This window comes from Burkholderia sp. JKS000303 (genome assembly GCF_002563755.1).
GTDB lineage: Bacteria > Pseudomonadota > Gammaproteobacteria > Burkholderiales > Burkholderiaceae > Burkholderia > Burkholderia anthina_B.
This window is the reverse complement of sequence record NZ_PDBZ01000005.1, coordinates 42,286-62,797: the sequence shown is the minus strand read 5'-3', so window position 1 is coordinate 62,797 and position 20,512 is coordinate 42,286. Positions and strand designations below refer to the sequence as shown.

Sequence of the window (20,512 nt, the reverse complement as noted above, 5' to 3'; positions counted from 1 at the left end):
AGCGCTCATGAGCTGCGATTGCCAGAACCAGCAAGACTTCTGCGTGAGCGCGGGCGCGACGTTCCATCCGACCGTGCGCTGGGCGACGGACGTGCTGACGAGCGTGCCGATCACCGGCATCACGCAGACGACGCCGCCCGTGATTACCGCGGCCGCGCACGGCGTGCCGAATGGCTGGCCGGTGGCCGTGGTGGCCGCCGGCGGCATGACGCAGATCAACGCGACGCGCTACCCGCCGCAGGGGCCGGACTGGGAGAAGTCCACCGTGTTGTCGGTGGACACCGTGGCGCTGAACGGCGAGAACGCAGCGACCTATACGCCGTACACGTCAGGCGGATTTCTGGTCTACAACACGCCGGCCGTGCTGACTGGCGTGACTGCAGCGATGACGATCTGGGATAACCCTGACCGCACCGGCACGCCCCTGACGACGTTGACGAGCACGGGCGGCCAGATCGCGATCGACATGGTGTTGATGACGCTTACGCCCGAGCTGCAGACTGCTGCCCTGCCGTGGACGATGGGGTACTACACGTTCGACGTGACGGACGCGTCGGGCATTGTGACCGAGCTGATGCGCGGCACGATCACGATCCAGTAAGGAGCTAGCATGCCACTCGTTCGAGGCGGTTCCCGCGCGACGATCAGCAAGAACATCGCGACCGAGGTGAAAGCAGGCCGGCCGCAGAAGCAGGCCGAAGCGATCGCTTTCAGCGAGGCGCGTAAGGGCACGAAGCGGCCGGGCCTCGGGATGGTGAGCCCACCGAAGAAAATCACGAAATGATCTGGAGACTGAAATGACGATGATTCCGGTGTTGATTGACGGCGAGATGACGGAGCGCGACGAGTCGGAGCTGGACAAGCGCACGGGCGGCCACGAGGATGAGAATGAAATCGTCTCGTGGGTCGAGTACCGACTGAAGGGGACCGACACGCTCGTGCACCGCAGCGCGCACGTCCACATGAAGAAGAACCCGTTCAGCGAGCTGGCCGCAGCGGCGATCGGCTGATTTTTTCAGGCAGATATTCAGGAGTACGAAATGGCTAACTCTCAGGCGATGTGCACCTCGTTCAAGGCTGAGCTGCTGTCGGGTATCCACGCACTTGGCACGACCGTGACGCGCGGCGGCACTGGCGCTGACACGATCAAGGCGGCTCTCTATCTCACCACGGCTTCGATCGGTGCAGGCACGACGGCCTACTCGGCGACGGGTGAGGTGTCGGGCACGAACTACACGGCGGGCGGCGTGACGGTGACGAACGCCAACGCGCCCACGACCGGCGGCACGACGGGGTACTGGACACCGTCCGCGTCGATCGTGTTCTCGAACGTGACCCTGGCGGCCGCATTCGACACGGTGCTGCTCTACAACAGCACGCAGAGCAACCGGGCGATCTCTGCGCACACGTTCGGCGCGCAGACCATCACGGCCGGCACGCTGACGTTGACGATGCCGACGAACGACCAGAACAATGCGCTGCTCCGCCTGGCATAAGCGAGGTGTGCGATGGGAGTAACTTTCTACCAGTCGACTGACGCTTCGGCGCCGTCGCTGACCGGGCAGGTTGGATCGCTGATCGGCGTGCTCGACGCGTGTTTGGTGAATGGCTATGGCTCGCAGTCAGCCGCCGGATGGACGAAGCCGTACAGCGGCACGAACCTCGCGGTGTACAAAAACGGCTCGGGGTCGAATGGACTGTACCTGGACGTGAACGACAACGCCCCGAACAATGCGCGCGAGGCGCGCATGCGCGGCTATGAGGCGATGACCGGCACCGGCACCGGCACCAACCCATTCCCCACCACCTCGCAAGTCGCTACCGCACACGTATGCCGCAAGTCGACGACGGCAGATTCGACTGTTCGCCCGTGGTATCTGCTTGCCGACGCAACCGTGTTCTATTTGTTCGTGGACACGGGTGACGTCACTAGCCCGAACTACTCGATGGGGTTCGCGTTCGGTGATTTCTTCAGCTATACGCCGAGTGACGTATGGAACACCATGACGATTGGGCGAAGCGCCGAGAACGTCGGGACGAATAACAGCGAGAATCTGCCGCTGCTGGTTGGAAGCAGCGCGTCGATTTTGAGCACGACGTCGAGCGGCCACTTCCTTGCCCGGTCTTTCACGGCCACCGTGGGGAGCGTGCAGTTTTGCAAGCACACCTCGGCGTTGGCGGGCCCTTCGACGGCGAACATTACTACCGGAGGGACCAGTGCGGCGCTGGCGTATCCGAACCCGGCGAGCGGTGGCCTTGAAATGGCGCCGATCTATGTTGGGCACTCAAGCGCGGTTCGCGGCTATCTCAAGGGACTGTGGGCACCGCTGCACAGCCAACCGCTCGGCCACGGCGACACGTTTACGGGTTCCGGCAATATGTCCGGGAAGTCGTTCAAGGCATTGAACATGACCAACAGTGCCGGTGGCAACGGCCAGATCATTCTCGAAACCAGTAATACGTGGAGCTAAATCATGGCCCACCTCTACTGGCGGCTTCACGCGCGAAGCAACAACGGTAGTTCCGGGTGCGGATTTTCCGAACTCGGACTGCACACGACGGTGGGAGGGTCGCAGGCGGCGACGGGGGGCACTGCGTCGGGCACCAACGTCAACGCCTCTTACCCAGCGTCGAACCTGTTCGATGGCAATATCAATACCTATTCGATTGCAACGGGCAACGGTTCGATCGAAGTGTGGTGGCAGTATCTGTTCCCGAGCGCCGTGAACATCGTGGAATACTCGTTGACCGCGCGTAACGACACCTTCACCACGGATTCGCCGCGCATCTGGAGTCTCGATTATTCGGACGACGGCGCGAACTGGACAACGGCTGACAGCGTGTACAGCCAGACCGGCTGGACGCAGGCACAGGTGCGCACGTTCCTTGTCGGGTCCAACACAAACGCGCCTAGCTCGAACGGGCACAAAAGTGCTGCCTTCAACTCGTCGCCTATCTGGACCCCGCCTGCGTTTGCCGGTGGGCACCGGCTTACTGTCGCTGCGCCGACGAGCGCGCGCAGCGTGTCGGGAAATGTGCAGGTGGCTGGTGTGGCTACGGCCGGACTGCTGGTGCGCGCGTACGCGAAAGCCACTGGCGAATTGATCGGGAGCGCCACGACGGATGGCAGTGGCAATTACTCGATCAACTGCGGGTCGAACTGGGCCGATGTTGAGGTGATTGCGTTCGATCCGACGACGTATCAGGCGCTGATCTACGATCAAGTCGTGCCGGGGTAAGCGATGGCCTACACGCCCCCAAGCCACAACGCGGCCAACTTCAATTTCACGTCCACTGGCTACACGCCGCCGGCGCATGGGGCCGTCAATTTCCAGTTTGGCGCCTCGGGCACCGTGATCGCCCTGACGGGCGTGGCGTCGAGTGGCGCGGTTGGATCTGTGGGTGTGACGATTGCGCCTACGGTGTCTGGGGTTCAGGCGAGCGGAACTACTGGCATGGTGGCGCCCGCGCAGGCGCTCGCCGGCGCCTCGGCTATGGGCTCGGCAGGCAATGCCGCGGCAACCATCTCACCAGCGCTCACCGGTGCGGCCGCGGTCGGCACGCCTGGCAATGTCGCGCCGACGCAAGGGCTGGCCGGCGCGGCGGCAACTGGCGCAGTTGGGGGGCTTGGGCAGGGCATCTCGGGCGTCAGCGGTGTAGGTGCCGCAGGCAATGTGGCGGCCGAGATCGACTTGGCGCAGCTGGGCGTGCAGGCGGTCGGAGCGGTGGGCTCGATTGCGCCGGAGCAAGGGCTGTCCGGTGCAGCATCGACGGGTGCAGCGGGCGCGATCGCCCCCGCACAGGGATTGACGAACGCATCCAGCTCCGGCGCAGCAGGCATGATTTTGCCCGCGCAGGGCGTATCGGGAACCACTGCGTCTGGGGATGCGGGCACTGCGGGCGCGGCCATGAGCGTCGCGCTGTCCGGTACGTCCACAGCGACCGAAATTGGCGCGCTCAGCGCGATCTGCGCGGGGTCGCTTACCGGTGCGCAGTCAGCCACGAGCGCAGGCTATATCGCTCCCATGATCGCTGCCGCGCTAAGCGGCGACGTTGTGATCAGTGACACGGGCACGGTATCTGGCAACGCGAACGACAAGTCCATCGGCATCACCGGTACACAGGCGAGTGGGGCGGCCGGAGGCTTCGCCGCGTTTCTTGCCAACTTGTTAGGTGGATGCACGGGTCTGGGTCAAACCGGCAGCGTTGCTCCGGCGCTGGGAATCACCGGCGCGAGCGCAGCAGCGCGAGCCGGATCCCTGGCAGCCGCGCCCAGCTTGGCTCTCAGCGCCGCAGTGTCGGTCGGTGCCGTTGGATCGGTTTTTGCCGATCACCTGGACACCGGCCACGGGCAGGTTTTCGTGATCTCGTATACCAGCGAATACGCGGCTAGAATCTCGTCAGTACAACGAATCATTTTCCAACAGACCGTCGACGCGAATTGCCTTGCACGCAGCAGCGCCGTACTTGCCACGGGGTCCACGGACGGGCGGCAGGTAGTAGTGCCAGCAGGCGACGTTCTCGTCGAAGCGTGAGGCCGACATGGACGAAGAACGAAAACTCAGCGATGCCGACATTGACGCGATCATCGACGGGCTGGAACAGCGAGTCGTGCAGCGCCTGCAGACGAACGTGGGCAAGGGCGTCATCTCCATCCTGACGACCTGGGCGATCCGGGTCATCGTGCTGGTCGCGGTGTACGGCGCCGGATCCGGGTGGCTCAAGAAACTAGCGGGAGGCTGATATGCGCAAGACCGACAAACTGCGAATGATCGAGTGGTTGCTGATCGCAGCCGTGCTGTATGCGGGCTGCATCGCGCTGCGCACGCTCGGCGTCGAGCCGCAAGTGCAGGTCGTGCTGTGGAAGCTCGCCAACCTGACGGTCGCCGCACATGTCGGCTACTGGATGGATCGCCGCGCGTTCAAGCGCATCCTCGTCACGTCCACCGGGCACGAGCAGATCCGTCGCGCCATCATCATGGCCGCCGCGATGGCGACGGTCGGCATGGGGCTGTGATGAAGCTGTGGGCCAAGGCGGTTGTGTGGACAGCGATCATCGGTGGGTGCTCGCTCATCGCGACGCGCCACGCGCACGCCGCTGACCCGGCGCTCCAGTACCGATCGACGCTGATCCGCGAAGCCCAGTTCGTGTACGGCGTCGGCGCGCCGGTGCCGATGTTCGCTGGCCAGATCCGCCAGGAGTCCAACTGGCGTGCCGACGTGACGGCGTGGGACAACGGCCGCGGGCTCGCGCAGTTCATGGACGCCACCGCCACGATGATCTCGCGCGTCTTTCCCGAGCTGGGCGCCCCCGACCCGTACAACCCGGTGTGGGCCATCCGCGCGCTGGTGCGTTACGACCAGTGGCTCTTTGCCCGCGTCAAGGGGGGCACGCCATGCGACAGGTGGGCGGCCGCCCTGAAAGGTTACAACGCGGGAGTCGGCTACGTGCAGCGCGCGCAGAAGCGATCGTCGATGCCTGGGCGCTGGTTCGGCACTACCGAGTACGTCAACGCGGGGCAGAGCGCGAAGAACTTCGAGTACAGCCGCCTGTACCCCCGGTGGATTCTGTTCAAACACCAGCCGCTGTATCTCGCCTGGGGGCAGCGCGTCTGCGGGAGCTGACCATGATCGTCGCCGCCTATATCGCCAACCTGGCTATCGCCGTCTGGAACCTGCAGCTCGCGGCGCTCGGCATCTACCGACCGAACGGCGACGGTTACGTCCACAGCTGCTTCTACTCGCTGGATTGCCTGGGCAATGCCGTCGCCGGCGGCGACCCGCGCGAGACGATCAGCAGCCGCGCCGGCAAGGCGATGCAGAACGGCCGCGCCTGGGGCTGCGTGCTCTGCCGATTCCTCAACATCTTCCAGAAAGACCACTGCCTGAAGTCGATCGAAGTGGACGAAGGGCAGCGCGCCATCATCCCCGACGGAGACTGATATGGGCCTGATTACCAAACTGCTCGCCCCTTTCGCTGGGGATTTCTGGCTTTATGTCGCGGTGTTCGCGCTCGGCGCTGCCACGGGCGGCGTTGCCACGCACAAGGTGGACGCAGTGCATTACGGCGCCCAGATCCAGGAAGGCAGGATTCAGCTGGCTGACGAGAAGGCCGCCCACACCTCCGACCTGAAGGCTGTGTCGGACGCCGCGGCGAAGGCCGCAAACGACGCGCTGCTGGCCCAGCAGAACATGCAGCACCGGCTCGCGTCGATCGACGCGAGCCATTCCCAGGAGATGAAAAATGCCCAAGCTGAAAACGATCGGCTGCTCCACGCTGTTGACGATGGCCGTGTGCGGCTGCGCATCGCCGTCCAAGCCGCCCGCGCAGCCGGTGGCAACGACGTGCCCGGTGGTTCCGGCGCCGCCGGCATGGACAATGGAACCCCCGCCGAACTTGCGCCAAGCGCTCGACGCGCTTATTTCACCCTCCGGGACGCCCTGACCAAAGCGCAGGGCCAGCTCGAAGCCCTGCAGGACTACGTCCGGAACGTCTGCCTGACACAGCAATAGTGCAGCGTTGTTTTTGGCGTCACTTTTCCCGTGCCGCCTTTATTCAAGCGGGGCTGTAGTGGGTGTTGAAGACCGCGCGCAGCGTGGACGGATCGGTCGCGAAGTCGCCCCACAGCGGGCCGTCGCCCTGTGCGAACGCGAACGGCGACGTATTGATCGACGCGAGGCGGCCGCGCCATTGCGCCGCTTCCTGGCGGAACGCGGTGAGCTGCATGTCGGAGAGCCCCGTCTGCGCGTTCGCGAGCGCGACGAGCGGATCGACCGGGTCGTGCGCGATCCGCACTTCGAAATGCAGGTGCGGGCCGGTGGCCGCGCCGGTCATCCCGACCGACCCGATGCGCTGACCCTGCTTGACGGTCTCGCCCGTCTTCAACCCGCGCGCGTACGCGGACAGGTGCGCGTAGTACGTCGAATAGCCGTCGGCGTGATCGACGATCACGTAGTGGCCGTAGCCGCCCGGATCGGTGCCGACGAACGACACGACGCCGTCGGCCGCCGCAGTGACGGGCGTGCCGGTCGGCGCGGCGAGATCGACGCCGGTATGGAACGCCATCGCCTGCGACAACGGGTGGATGCGTTCGCCGAAGAACGAGCTGATGCGCGTCCACTTGACCGGCATCGTGAACGCGGCCGCTTCGAGCGGCGCGCCGTCGAGCGTGTAGTACGCGCCGTGCTCGGCGCCCGGTGCGCGGAACCAGATCGCGCCGAACGTGCGGCCCGCGACGCGCAGCTCGAGCGCGGTGAGGTGCGGCGTGTCGTTGTCCGTGTCGTACGCGATGCGGTAGTAGTCGCCGCGGTGCGCGCTTGCGCGCATCGCGACCTTGCCGGTGACGATATCGCCGAGCTGGATGCGCACTTCGGGCGGCACGTCCAGGCGGTTCAGCGTATCCGACAGCGTGAGTTCGATGTTGCCCGCACGCATCCCGTGCTGGTGTTCGGGCGGCGCGAACTGGAACAGGCTCGCATAGCCGAGCATGTCGTTGCGGTGCGCGCTGAGCGGTGCGAACAGGCCAGGCTGCGGGTTCCGGTCGTTGCGTCCGGTGAGTTCGTTACGCTCGCCGATCGTGCGCGCGAGCTCGCTCGTCACGAAATGCTGCGCGGTGGGAAACGGTGTGTCGGACAGCACGCGCTGCGGCAGCGCGGCGGTGCCGGAATCGACGGCGCCCGGCAGTTGCGAGACGGCCGGCAGCGCGGCGGCGAGACCAAAGGCGGCGAGGGCGCCGAGCACGGCGGCCGGCACGAGCGCACGCACGAGGTGCTGCGCGCGGCCGGGCGCGAAAGCATCAGGGGTTGCGGCAGGCTTGACCAAAGGTGTCCACATCCAGGAAAGCGGTTCAAAGAGGTGTGGGCAGGAGCCATCGGCGGCACATCCGTCGGGCGACGACGGGGCGGGCGACGGGCGTGCAACAAAACAGGCCCTCCGAAGGGCCTGTGTCGTTTCCGTTCGACCCAACTCGCGGGCAGGCCCGCTTCGAACGGCGGCGTGAGTTTGCCGGGTCGAACCCGATTTATCACGAAGACGCTAAAGAAAGATGACCGCGTCAGTCTACCGATGTTCCGCGAAATGTTAAAAATTTTAAAGAGGGTCGGCTCATTCGTTTCGCACTGCGGTAAATCGGGTGTGATCGGCATTTATTGCGCCGTTTTTCGTCAGCCTGGCAATTTTTGCGCGCGCACCCGCAGCGCGCCGGAGGTGCGAACCGCATCGAACCCGGCGTCGAGCATCGCTTCGGCGTCGTTCCACAGATTCCCGCGCAGCCGGTTGGTCCAGATCATCGACGCGAACACGCCTTCGAGCAGCGACACCAGATAGACGGCCGCGAGATGCACGTCGAGATCGGCCGCGAGCTCGCCGGCCGCGATCGCGCGGCGCAGCAGCGCCTTCGAGATGCGCAGCATCTGCAGCTCGAGCAGCATCCGGCGCCGTTGCAGCGCGCCGTTCTCCTCGCTCTGTTCGCACTTCGTATAAAGGATCACCAGCACGCGCTGCATCGCGCCGGGCTCGCCACATTGCTGCAGATAGTGCGACGCGGCGCGGCGCAGCGTGCCGAACGCGGGGAGGCTGTCGCCCGCGTCGAAGCCTTCGGACGTGCGCGCAAACGCGCGGTCGCACATCGCCAGACACACTTCCATCTTGTTGCGGTAATGGCCGTAGACGGCGCCGCGCGACATGCCGGCGGCTTCGGCGAGATCCGCCATCGCCGTCTGCGCGACGCCTTTCTCGAGCAGCACGAGCTCGGCAGCGTCGAGGATCCGGTGCTTGATGGCGAGCGATTCTTCCCGGGTCTTGCGGGCCATGTCGTGAATTTCCTTACAGTTCGCTGTCGTTTTATTGAGACAGTATGACGGACGGATTACAAATGCACATATTTAATCAGTCATGACTGATTATAATCGGCCACCCTGAGCCGCCGCATTGTATCGGTGGCGAACGATCGAGATCACATAGATGAACAACAAACGTTCGTTGTCGCGCCGCGCCCGGCTGGCGCCGTTCGCGCTCGCAGTCCTGCTGGTCATGGCCGGATGCGGAAAGGGCGAAAAGGACAAGGCGCCGGAGGCCATGCAGAACGCGACGGTCGTGACGGTCCGTCCGACGGCCGTGCCGCTGACCGTCGAGTTGCCGGGCCGGCTCGACGCCTATCGACAGGCGGAAGTGCGCGCACGGGTCGCGGGCATCGTCACCGCACGCACTTACGAGGAAGGCCAGGAAGTGAAGCAGGGCGCGGTGCTGTTCCGCATCGACCCCGCGCCGTTGAAAGCCGCGCGCGACGCCGCGCAGGGCGCGCTCGCGAAGGCGCAGGCTGCCGCGCTCGCGGCAAGCGACAAGCGTCGCCGTTACGACGATCTGGTGCGCGACCGCGCGGTCAGCGAGCGCGATCACACCGAGGCCGTCGCCGACGATACGCAGGCGAAGGCCGACGTCGCATCCGCGAAGGCGGAACTCGCCCGCGCGCAACTGCAGCTCGACTATGCGACCGTCACGGCGCCGATCGCGGGCCGCGCACGACGTGCACTCGTCACCGAAGGCGCGCTCGTCGGCCAGGATCAGGCAACGCCGCTCACGACCGTCGAGCAACTCGACCCGATCTACGTGAACTTCTCGCAGCCGGCCGCCGACGTCGACGCGTTGCGTCGTGCGGTGAAAAGCGGACGCGCGACGGGCATCGCGCAGCACGACGTCGCGGTGACGCTGCTGCGCGCCGACGGCACGGCGTATTCGCTGAAGGGCAAGCTGCTGTTCAGCGATCTCGCCGTCGACCCGACCACCGATACGGTCGCGATGCGCGCGCTGTTCCCGAATCCCGAGCGCGAGCTGCTGCCGGGCGCGTACGTGCGGATCGCGCTGGATACGGCCGTCGACCAGCGCGCGATCCTCGTGCCGCGCGATGCGCTGCTGCGCACGACCGATCGCACGTCGGTGCGCGTGGTCGACGCGAGCGGCAACGTGAAGGACGTCGACGTCGTCGCCGACCAGATGAGCGGCCGCGACTGGCGCATCACGCGCGGGCTCGCGGGCGGCGAGCGCGTGATCGTCGAGAACGCCGCGCAGTTCGCGCCCGGCACGTCCGTCAAGCCCGTCGAAAAGGCATCGCCGACGCAGGCCGCATCGCAGGCGGCCGCCCGTCAAACCTGACCGGTCCGGATAAACCAACATGGCACGTTTTTTCATCGATCGCCCCGTGTTCGCATGGGTGATCGCACTCTTCATCATGCTCGGCGGCGCGTTCGCGATTCGTGCGCTACCGGTTGCGCAGTACCCGGACATCGCACCGCCCGTCGTCAGCATCTATGCGACGTATCCGGGCGCGTCCGCGCAGGTCGTCGAGGAATCGGTGACCGCGCTGATCGAGCGCGAGATGAACGGCGCACCGGGGCTGCTGTACACGTCCGCGACGAGCAGCGCGGGGATGGCGTCGCTGTACCTGACGTTCAAGCAGGGCGTGAACGCCGATCTCGCGGCCGTCGAAGTGCAGAACCGGCTGAAGACGGTCGAGGCGCGCCTGCCCGAACCCGTGCGCCGCGACGGCATCCAGGTCGAGAAGGCCGCCGACAACATCCAGCTCGTCGTGTCGCTGACGTCCGACGACGGCCGCATGACCGACGTGCAGCTCGGCGAATACGCATCGGCGAACGTCGTGCAGGCGCTGCGCCGCGTCGACGGCGTCGGCAAGGTGCAGTTCTGGGGCGCCGAATATGCGATGCGGATCTGGCCCGACCCGGTGAAGATGGCCGGGCACAACCTCACCGCCTCCGACATCGCGTCGGCCGTGCGCGCGCACAACGCGCGCGTGACGGTGGGCGACATCGGCCGCAGCGCGGTGCCGGACAGCGCGCCGATCGCGGCGACGGTGTTCGCCGACGCGCCGCTGAAGACGCCGGCCGATTTCGGCGCGATCGCACTACGCACGCAACCCGATGGCTCGGCGCTGTACCTGCGCGACGTCGCGCGCGTCGAATTCGGCGGCAACGACTACAACTATCCGTCGTACGTGAACGGCAAGGTCGCGACCGGCATGGGCATCAAGCTCGCGCCGGGCTCGAACGCGGTGGCGACCGAGCGGCGCGTGCGCGCGGCGATGGACGAACTGTCCGCGTATTTCCCGCCGGGCGTGAAATACCAGATTCCGTACGAGACGTCGTCGTTCGTGCGCGTGTCGATGAACAAGGTCGTCACGACGCTGATCGAGGCCGGCGTGCTGGTGTTCCTCGTGATGTTCCTGTTCATGCAGAACCTGCGCGCGACGCTGATCCCGACGCTCGTCGTGCCGGTCGCGCTCGCGGGCACGTTCGGCGTGATGTATGCGGCCGGCTTCTCGATCAACGTGCTGACGATGTTCGGGATGGTGCTCGCGATCGGCATCCTCGTCGACGATGCGATCGTCGTCGTCGAGAACGTCGAGCGGCTGATGGTCGAGGAAGGGCTCGGCCCATACGACGCGACCGTGAAGGCGATGCGGCAGATCAGCGGTGCGATCGTCGGCATCACGGTGGTGCTGACGTCGGTGTTCGTGCCGATGGCGTTCTTCGGCGGCGCGGTCGGCAACATCTATCGGCAGTTCGCGCTCGCGCTCGCGGTATCGATCGGCTTCTCCGCGTTCCTCGCGCTGTCGCTGACACCCGCGTTGTGCGCGACGCTGCTCAAGCCCGTGTCCGGCGACCATCACGAGAAGCGCGGCTTCTTCGGCTGGTTCAACCGCTTCGTCGCGCGTTCGACGCAGCGTTATGCGACGCGCGTCGGCACGATGCTGAAGAAGCCGCTGCGCTGGCTGGTCGTGTACGGCGCGCTGACCGCGGCCGCGGCGTTGATGCTCACGCAGCTGCCGAGCGCGTTCCTGCCCGACGAGGACCAGGGCAACTTCATGGTGATGGTGATCCGCCCGCAAGGCACGCCGCTCGCGGAAACGATGCAAAGCGTGCGCGAGGTCGAGGCGTACATCCGGCGCGACGAGCCGGCCGCCTACACGTTTGCGCTCGGCGGCTTCAACCTGTACGGCGAAGGGCCGAACGGCGGGATGATCTTCGTCACGCTGAAGAACTGGAAGGAACGCAAGGCCGAACGCGATCACGTGCAGGCGATCGTCGCGCGCGTGAACGAGCGCTTCGCGCACACGCCGAACACGACGGTGTTCGCGATGAACTCGCCGGCGCTGCCCGATCTCGGTTCGACGAGCGGCTTCGACTTCCGGTTGCAGAACCGCAGCGGGCTCGACTATGCGGCATTCAGCGCGGCGCGCGAGCAGTTGCTCGCGGCGGGCGGCAAGGATCCGGCGCTCACCGACCTGATGTTCGCGGGCACGCAGGACGCGCCGCAACTGAAGCTCGACATTGATCGCGCGAAGGCGTCGGCGCTCGGCGTGTCGATGGACGAGATCAACACGACGCTCGCGGTGATGTTCGGCTCCGACTATATCGGCGACTTCATGCACGGCACGCAGGTGCGCCGCGTGGTCGTGCAGGCCGACGGGCTGCACCGGCTCGATCCGGACGACGTGAAGAAGCTGCGCGTGCGCAACGCGCGTGGCGAGATGGTGCCGCTTGCCGCGTTCACGACCTTGCACTGGACGCTCGGGCCGCCGCAGCTCACGCGCTACAACGGCTATCCGTCGTTCACGATCAACGGCTCGGCCGCGCCGGGCCACAGCAGCGGCGAAGCGATGAGCGCGATCGAGCGGCTCGCGGCGAAGCTGCCGGCCGGCGTCGGCCACGCGTGGTCGGGGCAGTCGTTCGAGGAGCGGCTGTCGGGTTCGCAGGCGCCGATGCTGTTCGCGCTGTCGGTGCTCGTCGTGTTTCTCGCGCTCGCGGCGCTGTACGAGAGCTGGTCGATCCCGTTCGCGGTGATGCTGGTCGTCCCGCTCGGCGTGATCGGCGCGGTGCTGGGCGTCACGCTGCGCGGGATGCCCAACGACATCTATTTCAAGGTGGGGCTGATCGCGACGATCGGGTTGTCCGCGAAGAACGCGATCCTGATCGTCGAAGTCGCGAAGGACCTGGTCGCGCAGCGCATGTCGCTCGTCGACGCCGCGCTCGAGGCCGCACGCCTGCGGCTGCGGCCGATCGTGATGACGTCGCTCGCGTTCGGGGTCGGCGTGCTGCCGCTCGCGTTCGCGTCGGGCGCCGCATCCGGCGCGCAGATGGCGATCGGCACCGGCGTGCTGGGTGGCGTGATCACGGCGACGGTGCTCGCGGTGTTTCTCGTCCCGCTGTTTTTCGTGATCGTCGGGCGCCTGTTCAACGTCGGCCCGCGCCGGCGCGGCGGTGCGCAGCCGGCGACGATGGAGGGTTCGCAATGATGTTTGCGTGGAATGCACGCGCGGCGCTGCAGGTTCAACTGGCGCTGGCCGCGGCGCTGGCGCTCGCGGGCTGCTCGCTCGCGCCGCGTTACGAGCGGCCGGCAGCTCCTGTGCCGGGCAGCTACGCGCCGCCCGACGACGGCACTGCGGCCACCGCCGCGGCGTCGGCCGATGCCGCGCTGCTCGACGATTGGCGCGCGTACTTCACCGATCCGGCGCTGCAGGCATGGATCGACGCGGCGCTCGCGAACAACCGCGACCTGCGGATCGCGGCCGCACGACTCGACGAAGCGCGTGCACTGTATGGCGTGCAGCGTGCGGACCTGATGCCGTCGGTCGATGCGAATCTCGGCTACGAGCGCACGCGCCAGTACGACCCGGTGGTGCGCGAGAGTGCGGTGAGCGGGCTGTATCGCGCGGGCGTCGGCATCAGCGCGTACGAACTCGACCTGTTCGGCCGCGTGCGCAGTCTTTCCGATGCGGCGCTGGCCGAGTATTTCGCGACGGCCGACGCGCAGCGTACGGTGCGCATCGGCGTGATTGCCGAAGTCGCCGGTGCGTACGTGTCGGAGCGTTCGTTGCACGAGCAACTGGCGCTGGCGCGGCGCACGCTCGACGCACGGGAGCACATCGCATCGCTCACGCAGCGTCGCTACGCGGCCGGCACGAGCGATGCGATCGAACTGCGTTCGGCGCAGATGCTGGTTGCGTCCGCACGTGCGTCGCAGGCCGCGCTGGCGCGCGAACATGCGCAGGCCGTGCGCGCGCTGCAATGGCTCGCGGGCGACTTCGCGCGCAACGTGCCGGCCGACGGCAGCGCGCTCGATACGTTCGCGATTGCGCCGGTGGCGCCCGGCGCACCGAGCGCGCTGCTCGAACGGCGGCCGGACATCAGGCAGGCCGAGTCGCGGCTCAAGGCCGCGAACGCGCAGATCGGCGCGGCGCGCGCGGCGTTCTTCCCGCGCATTGCGCTGACGACCGACTACGGCTCGGTCAGCGACGCGTTCTCGACCCTGTTCGCGGGCGGCACGAGCGTGTGGACGTTCGCGCCGCGCATCACGCTGCCGCTCTTCGCGGGCGGGCGCAATCGCGCGAATCTCGATGTCGCGACTGCGCGCAAGCACATCGCGGTGGCCGAATACGAGAAGACGGTGCAGACTGCATTCCGCGAAGTGGCCGACGCGTTCGCCGCGCGCGACTGGATCGACCGGCAACTGGACGCGCAGCAGGACGTCCATGCGGCCGACGGTGCGCGGCTGAAGCTCGCCGAGCGCCGCTATGCGGGCGGTGTGGCGACTTATCTCGAACTGCTCGACGCGCAGCGCAGCACGTACGAGTCGGGGCAGGAGCTGATCCGGCTCAAGGCGCTCAGGCTCGCGAACGCAATCGCGCTGTATCGCGCGCTGGGCGGCGGGTGGGCGCCGGCATCGTCCGACGCGTCTGCCGCGTGATGTCGTCGCCGTGAGCGGCCAACGGACAGCGACGCGCGGTGACGCGTCGTCGCTGTCCTCGTTCGTTGGGTATTGCTGCCGTTGACGCATCGGCAGACCTCGGCGATGCGCGCAGCCGTGCGTCGTCGTCATCCCCGTTTTTCCTTCCGGTTATCGACCTGACGGGCCACCTTCGGCTCGACCGCGGTGCGGCGACCGATCGCGTCGTCGCGGCACGAATCCGTTCCGACTGCCTTCCTTTCTCTTCCTCCGTATCAATGCGCCAATTGCCCCGGTAGCACGGGGCATTACGCACGCTTTTATAAACTGAATTGACGATTCGATTAATTTACGTATTGAAAATAATGTGAGCGACAAAGTGTCGCGGTAAAACGTTTGTATTGATTCGCAATCGTTTGCGCGCCGGATTTGAGTTCGTGTAAATCGGTCGTTAATTTCCTGTCATTTGAGAATCGCCGGGGGTTTTCGTTGTGGTTCGACAACGATGGCGGCATCGGACAGGGTTTTGTCATTTAGGTGTATGCGTTCTCCCGAGCCAATGTTCGCAAGGGAGCGCGGGTGATGCGCGGCCTCGATCCGGAAAAGCCTTTGATTTTCAAGTGACTTGATGAAATTAAAAAGGACTGCAAAAGAAAATGCCGGCATTGAAAAAGGTGGGGAGGCAATTCGCCTGAAAGAGTGAAGGTCCAACAATGTCATTTCCAATTTAACAATGCTTTACAGAATTCTTTCATTGTTATCTCGATAATGCCGCCTCGTGTCGGACGGGAGCCAACCACACGCTGCCTTTTGTATCCGCCACGTCGTCCATTCGCATTGCAACTACACGGAAACCATGATGAAAAAATCCCTCCTGACCGCTGTCGCACTCGCAGCCCTGTCCACCTCGGCCTTCGCAGCGGGCACCGGCACGATCAACTTCACGGGCGAGATCGTCGCAGGCGCATGCGGCATCGATTCGGGTTCGGTCAACCAGACCGTGCAACTCGGCAAGGTGCCGACCCACACGTTCACGAAGGCAGGCGACAAGTCGGAACCGGTTCCCTTCGACATCAAGCTGACCAACTGCGACACCAGCATCTCGAACACGGCGAAATTCACGTTCACGGGCACGTCGAACCCGACGCAGCCGAAGCTGCTCGCGACGATCGGCTCCGCGACCAACGTCGGCATCCGCCTGCAGAGCGCGTCGGGTGAAGACCTCGACAACGGCGTCGAGCAAGCAGGGGCGACCCAGCTGTCGAACGGCGACAACGTGGTGCGCTTCGCCGCACGCTACGAAGCGACGGCAGCCGGCGTCACGCCGGGTACGGCCGACGGCGTCGCGAACTTCACGGTCAGCTACCAGTAAGCGTCCGTACCGGAGGAGGGGGCGTGACTACCTTCCTCCCTCTCCTTCCTTCCCGCTTCCCTCTCATTGGACTTCCGGTAGCGCCGCGTGCGAATCAGACATTCCTTCCTTTGCGTCTCCGTGCTGGTCGTCGGCAGCCAGAGCCATGCGACGGAATTCAATTCGTCGTTCCTCGACATCGACGGCACGAGCAACGTCGACCTGTCGCAGTTCGCGCAGGCCGATTTCACGCTGCCGGGCGAGTACATGCTCGACGTGCAGGTCAACGACCTGTACTACGGGCTGCAGGCGATCCAGTTCATCGCGCTCGACGCATCCGGTGCGGGCAAGCCGTGTTTGCCCCCGGAGCTGGTCGCGCAGTTCGGGCTGAAGCCGTCGCTCGTCAAGGATCTTCCGCGCTTCCAGGGCGGGCGTTGCGTCGACCTGGGCGCGATCGAAGGCTCGACGGTGCGTTACCTGAAAAGCGACGGGCGCCTCAAGATCACGATCCCGCAGGCCGCGCTCGAGTTCACCGATTCGAACTACCTGCCGCCGGCACGCTGGTCCGAAGGTATTTCGGGCGCGATGCTCGACTATCGCGTGATCGCGAACACGAACCGCAGCTTCGGTTCGGGCGGCGAACAAACGAATTCGATCCAGGCCTACGGAACGATCGGTGCGAACTGGGATGCCTGGCGCGTTCGCGGCGACTACCAGGCGCAGTCGAACGTGGGCGGCGCAGCCTACGCGGACCGCTCGTTCCGCTTCAGCCGGCTTTACGCGTTTCGTGCGCTGCCGTCGATCCAGTCGACGGTGACGTTCGGCGACGACTACCTGACGTCGGACATTTTTGACACGTTCGCGCTGACCGGCGCGTCGATCCGCAGCGACGACCGCATGCTGCCGCCTTCGCTGCGCGGCTATGCGCCGCTGATCTCGGGCGTCGCGCGTACCAACGCGACCGTGACCGTGTCGCAGGCGGGCCGCGTGCTGTACGTGACGCGCGTGTCGCCGGGTGCGTTCGCACTGCAGAACATCAACACGAGCGTGCAGGGCACGCTCGACGTGGCGGTCCAGGAAGAGGACGGCAGCGTGCAGCGTTTCCAGGTGACGACGGCCGCGGTGCCGTTCCTCGCGCGCACGGGGCAGTTGCGCTACAAGGCCGCGATCGGCAAGCCGCGCCTGTTCGACAGCGCGGGCATCACGCCGTTCTTCGGCTTCGGCGAAGCGGCGTACGGACTCCCGCTCGACTTCACCCTCTACGGCGGCTTCATCGCCGCGTCTGGCTATACGTCGATCGCGTTCGGCGTCGGCCGCGATTTCGGCACGTTCGGCGCGCTGTCGGCCGACATCACGCATGCGCGCGCACGCCTGTGGTGGAACGGCACGACGCGCAACGGCAACTCGTACCGTATCAACTATTCGAAGCACTTCGATACGCTCGATGCCGACGTGCGGTTCTTCGGCTACCGCTTTTCCGAGCGTGAATACACGAATTTCGCGCAGTTCTCCGGCGACCCGACCGCGTACGGTCTCGCCAACAGCAAGCAGCGCTACTCGGCGACGCTGTCGAAGCGTTTCGGCGCCACGTCGACCTATTTCTCGTACGACCAGACGACCTACTGGGCGCGCACGTCCGAGCAGCGCGTCGGCCTCACGCTGACGCGGGCGTTCTCGATCGGGGCGCTGCGCAACCTGAACGTCAGCATGTCGATGTTCCGCACGCAGAGCGCGGGGGCGAGCGGCAACCAGTTCTCGGTGACCGCGTCGCTGCCGATCGGCGGCCGTCATACCGTCACGTCGAACCTGACGACGGGCAGCGGCAGCACCAGCGTCAACGCGGGCTATATCTACGACGATCCGGACGGCCGCACCTATCAGGTCAACGCGGGCGCGACCGACGGCCGCGCATCGGCGAATGCGAGCTTCCGCCAGCGCGCGTCGACGTACCAGCTGACCGCGCAGGCATCGACGGTCGCGAATGCGTATGCGGCCGCGTCGCTCGAGGTCGACGGCTCGTTCGTCGCGACGCAGTACGGGCTGACCGCGCACGCGAACGGCAACGCGGGCGATACGCGCCTGCTGGTGTCGACCGACGGCGTGCGCGACGTGCCGCTGTCCGGCACGCTCGCGCACACCGATTCGCGCGGCTATGCGGTGCTCGACGGGATCTCGCCGTACAACGTGTACGACGCGGCCGTCAACGTCGAGAAACTGCCGCTCGAGGTGCAGGTATCGAACCCGATCCAGCGCATGGTGCTGACCGACGGCGCGATCGGCTTCGTCAAGTTCTCGACTGCGCGCGGCAGCAACCTGTACCTGACGCTGACCGACACGACGGGCAAGCCGCTGCCGTTCGGCGCCTCGGTGCAGGACGCGGCGAACGGCAAGGAACTCGGCATCGTCGGCGAGGGCGGCGCCGCGTTCCTGACCCAGGTTCAGCCGAAATCCGTGCTCGCGGTGCGCGCGGGCGAACGCACGCTGTGCACGGTGGACGTGCTGCCGAACCAGCTCCAACTCGAAGGCACGCCGATTCCGGTGACGTGCCAGACGCCCGGCGAGTCGCACGCAGCGGCCAGCCGGAACGAACCCTGATTCCACGGATTCCGCGATGAACCCTGCTTTCTCCCTTTCCTTCCTGCGGCGCGCATCGGGCATGCTCGCAGCCGCCACGACGCTGGTCGCCGGGCTCGCGCATGCCGCGATCGTGCCGGACCGCACGCGCGTGATCTTCAACGAAGGCGAACAGGCCGCGATCGTCACGATCTCGAACCAGAGCACGACGTATCCGTATCTGGTGCAGTCCTGGCTCGAAGACGCGAAGGGCAACAAGATCACGTCGCCGCTGATGGTCGTGCCGCCGCTGCAGCGCATCGAGGCGAACGAGCGCAACGTGCTGCGGATCGCGAAGCTGCCGGGCGCCGCCCTGCCGGCCGATCGCGAGTCGGTGTTCTACCTGAACATCCGCGAAGTGCCGCCGAAGACGGATACGCCGAACGCGCTGCAGATCGCGCTGCATACGCAGATGAAGCTGTTCTACCGGCCGAAGGCCGTGCAGCCGGCGCGCGACGAAGACTGGACGTTGCCGATGACGCTGCGCGTCGATGCGGCCGCGCACAAGCTCGTGTTCGACAACCCGACGCCGTACCACGTGACGGTGGTCGACGTGAGCTCGGGCGCGCAGAAGACGCCGGTGCCGATGGATCCGGTCATGGTGAGCCCGATGAGCACGGCGGACGTGCCGTTCAAGGCCGCGATGCCGTCGACGCTGTTCGTCACGCATATCGACGACTTCGGCGGCCAGGTCGCGGTCGAATACGCGTGCGGCGCGGGCGCGTGCAAGAGCGTGAAGAAATGAGCGGCGTGCGACGCAACGCCAGGGCGGCGCGGCTGCCTGCGTGGCTCAGGTGGAGCGTGCTCGCGCTGTTCGTCGCGCTGGCCCAGCCGGCGTGGGCGCTCAAATGCATCGCGGACAACGGCGGGATGATGCTGACCGAATCGATCGGCAACGTCGCGTCGTATCCGACCGACGCGCCGGACGGCTACGTGATCTGGGTGTCGCCGCCGCGCACGACGACCGGCTATTGCTACAAGGACATCGGCGGGCTGCAGGACTTTCCCGAGCAGATCTACTTCTACGCGAACCCGGAGCGGCAGAACCCGGCCGCATGGGGGCTCGAAATCGGCATTCGCTTCGAGGGCACCGACTACTACGGGCGCAGCAGCCAGCCGGGCAACGGCATCGACACGAACCGCAGCGTGAAGATCTGCGAGATGACCGACCGGCAGGTGGACGCCGGGATGTGCCCGAAATGGCCGATCAGCATCGTGTATCAGGTGGTCGTGCGCAAGAAGGGGTCATGGGTGCGGCCGCCGTCGGACATCTACGCGGTGTTCCAGTTCGACGGCGAGCGCGGGCTGAACAGCAAGGGAAGTTTCCGCTACAAGCTGAGCGGCCTGCAGAACCTGAAACCGACACCGTGCATGGTCGACGTGAAGGTCACGCCCGAGCCGGGCGTCGTGAAGTTCGGCCAGGTCCAGGCGACGGGCAACGGCTTCGTGCCCGCGGTGCCGCGCAGGCCGTTCAGTCTCGCGCTGACCAAGCAGTGCAGCGTGCCGGTGCGGGTGGACGGCTACTTCGAGACCTCGCAGACCGTGCAGAACGGGCTGCTCGTGCCGGACCCGAAGAGCAACTTCGGCATCGGCATCGAGGACCGCAACGGGACGGCCATCCCGTTCAACGAGCAGTTCGTGCTCGCGCAGATGCCGGGCAACGTGAGCTACCAGAGCGTGACGCTCGACGCCGTGCTGAAGGCGTTCGGGCCGCCGAAGATCGGTCCGTTCAACGGCACGGCGACGATCCGCCTGTTCATCTACTGACGTTCGCGCGCACGCTATGAAAAAAGCGCCGGCATGCCGGCGCT

Annotated in this window: 22 protein-coding genes; 19 read left to right on the top strand and 3 right to left on the bottom strand. The window is 66.0% G+C overall.

Going from position 1 to position 20,512, the window contains the following annotated elements; translation table 11 throughout:
* Positions 1–7: 7 nt before the first annotated feature.
* The 12 genes from BX604_RS36580 to BX604_RS36530 are packed head-to-tail and all read left to right on the top strand — an operon-like array spanning position 8 to position 6,513.
* Complete coding sequence (locus BX604_RS36580) at positions 8–601, top strand: hypothetical protein (RefSeq protein ID WP_098556697.1); 594 nt, start codon at positions 8–10, stop codon at positions 599–601.
* A gap of 9 nt (positions 602–610) precedes the next feature.
* Positions 611–784, top strand: coding sequence for a hypothetical protein (locus tag BX604_RS39270; RefSeq protein ID WP_179894953.1), 174 nt, complete (start codon positions 611–613; stop codon positions 782–784).
* Positions 785–797: 13 nt separating this feature from the next.
* The gene (locus BX604_RS36575) at positions 798–1,010 is read left to right on the top strand and encodes a hypothetical protein (RefSeq protein ID WP_098556695.1); all 213 of its coding nucleotides are present in this window, start codon (positions 798–800) and stop codon (positions 1,008–1,010) included.
* Positions 1,011–1,040: 30 nt separating this feature from the next.
* Positions 1,041–1,496 (top strand): hypothetical protein, encoded by a 456-nt coding sequence (locus BX604_RS36570; protein WP_143748179.1) that lies wholly within the window; start codon positions 1,041–1,043, stop codon positions 1,494–1,496.
* Positions 1,497–1,508: 12 nt separating this feature from the next.
* Positions 1,509–2,471 (top strand): hypothetical protein, encoded by a 963-nt coding sequence (locus BX604_RS36565; protein WP_098556691.1) that lies wholly within the window; start codon positions 1,509–1,511, stop codon positions 2,469–2,471.
* Positions 2,472–2,474: 3 nt separating this feature from the next.
* Positions 2,475–3,239 carry a discoidin domain-containing protein gene (locus tag BX604_RS36560; protein WP_143748178.1) on the top strand — a complete coding sequence of 255 codons (765 nt, stop codon included), beginning with the start codon at positions 2,475–2,477 and terminating at the stop codon, positions 3,237–3,239.
* Between the two features lie 3 nt (positions 3,240–3,242).
* Entirely contained in the window at positions 3,243–4,535 is a 1,293-nt protein-coding gene (locus tag BX604_RS36555) for a hypothetical protein (RefSeq protein WP_098556687.1), read from the top strand.
* A 7-nt stretch (positions 4,536–4,542) separates the two neighbouring features.
* Positions 4,543–4,743 carry a hypothetical protein gene (locus tag BX604_RS36550; protein WP_098556685.1) on the top strand — a complete coding sequence of 67 codons (201 nt, stop codon included), beginning with the start codon at positions 4,543–4,545 and terminating at the stop codon, positions 4,741–4,743.
* A gap of 1 nt (position 4,744) precedes the next feature.
* Positions 4,745–5,017, top strand: coding sequence for a putative holin (locus BX604_RS36545; RefSeq protein ID WP_098556683.1), 273 nt, complete (start codon positions 4,745–4,747; stop codon positions 5,015–5,017).
* A complete protein-coding gene (locus tag BX604_RS36540; protein WP_143748177.1) occupies positions 5,017–5,625 on the top strand; it encodes a transglycosylase SLT domain-containing protein in 609 nt (202 codons plus the stop codon). The genes BX604_RS36545 and BX604_RS36540 overlap by 1 nt, the downstream gene beginning before the upstream one ends.
* A gap of 2 nt (positions 5,626–5,627) precedes the next feature.
* Positions 5,628–5,942, top strand: a complete 315-nt coding sequence (locus BX604_RS36535; protein ID WP_257146507.1) for a hypothetical protein — start codon at positions 5,628–5,630, stop codon at positions 5,940–5,942.
* A gap of 1 nt (position 5,943) precedes the next feature.
* Positions 5,944–6,513 (top strand): lysis system i-spanin subunit Rz, encoded by a 570-nt coding sequence (locus BX604_RS36530; RefSeq protein ID WP_098556679.1) that lies wholly within the window; start codon positions 5,944–5,946, stop codon positions 6,511–6,513.
* Between the two features lie 43 nt (positions 6,514–6,556).
* Here BX604_RS36530 and BX604_RS36525 read toward each other — a convergent pair whose 3' ends face one another.
* Positions 6,557–7,834, bottom strand: a complete 1,278-nt coding sequence (locus BX604_RS36525; protein ID WP_098556677.1) for a M23 family metallopeptidase — start codon at positions 7,832–7,834, stop codon at positions 6,557–6,559.
* Positions 7,835–8,163: 329 nt separating this feature from the next.
* Entirely contained in the window at positions 8,164–8,811 is a 648-nt protein-coding gene (locus BX604_RS36520; RefSeq protein ID WP_098556675.1) for a TetR family transcriptional regulator, read from the bottom strand.
* 151 nt (positions 8,812–8,962) lie between these two features.
* Between BX604_RS36520 and BX604_RS36515 the strand changes: the two genes are divergently transcribed.
* From BX604_RS36515 to BX604_RS36505, 3 genes are read left to right on the top strand one after another with little or no spacing between them, the layout of a single operon-like run.
* Positions 8,963–10,150, top strand: coding sequence for a MexX/AxyX family multidrug efflux RND transporter periplasmic adaptor subunit (locus BX604_RS36515; protein ID WP_098556673.1), 1,188 nt, complete (start codon positions 8,963–8,965; stop codon positions 10,148–10,150).
* A 19-nt stretch (positions 10,151–10,169) separates the two neighbouring features.
* On the top strand, positions 10,170–13,307 hold the full coding sequence (locus tag BX604_RS36510) for a multidrug efflux RND transporter permease subunit (protein WP_098556671.1): 3,138 nt from the start codon (positions 10,170–10,172) through the stop codon (positions 13,305–13,307).
* On the top strand, positions 13,307–14,758 hold the full coding sequence (locus tag BX604_RS36505; protein ID WP_098557132.1) for an efflux transporter outer membrane subunit: 1,452 nt from the start codon (positions 13,307–13,309) through the stop codon (positions 14,756–14,758). The genes BX604_RS36510 and BX604_RS36505 overlap by 1 nt, the downstream gene beginning before the upstream one ends.
* A gap of 441 nt (positions 14,759–15,199) precedes the next feature.
* Here BX604_RS36505 and BX604_RS38795 read toward each other — a convergent pair whose 3' ends face one another.
* On the bottom strand, positions 15,200–15,451 hold the full coding sequence (locus tag BX604_RS38795; protein WP_143748176.1) for a hypothetical protein: 252 nt from the start codon (positions 15,449–15,451) through the stop codon (positions 15,200–15,202).
* Positions 15,452–15,596: 145 nt separating this feature from the next.
* Between BX604_RS38795 and BX604_RS36500 the strand changes: the two genes are divergently transcribed.
* The 4 genes from BX604_RS36500 (at position 15,597) to BX604_RS36485 (ending at position 20,468) form a co-directional block, all read left to right on the top strand.
* Positions 15,597–16,109 (top strand): fimbrial protein, encoded by a 513-nt coding sequence (locus tag BX604_RS36500; RefSeq protein ID WP_098557129.1) that lies wholly within the window; start codon positions 15,597–15,599, stop codon positions 16,107–16,109.
* 120 nt (positions 16,110–16,229) lie between these two features.
* Positions 16,230–18,683 carry a fimbria/pilus outer membrane usher protein gene (locus BX604_RS36495; protein ID WP_098556669.1) on the top strand — a complete coding sequence of 818 codons (2,454 nt, stop codon included), beginning with the start codon at positions 16,230–16,232 and terminating at the stop codon, positions 18,681–18,683.
* 16 nt (positions 18,684–18,699) lie between these two features.
* Complete coding sequence (locus BX604_RS36490) at positions 18,700–19,446, top strand: fimbrial biogenesis chaperone (protein WP_098556667.1); 747 nt, start codon at positions 18,700–18,702, stop codon at positions 19,444–19,446.
* Positions 19,443–20,468, top strand: a complete 1,026-nt coding sequence (locus BX604_RS36485; protein ID WP_098557126.1) for a fimbrial protein — start codon at positions 19,443–19,445, stop codon at positions 20,466–20,468. Before BX604_RS36490 ends, BX604_RS36485 begins: the two co-directional genes overlap by 4 nt.
* Positions 20,469–20,512: the final 44 nt, after the last annotated feature.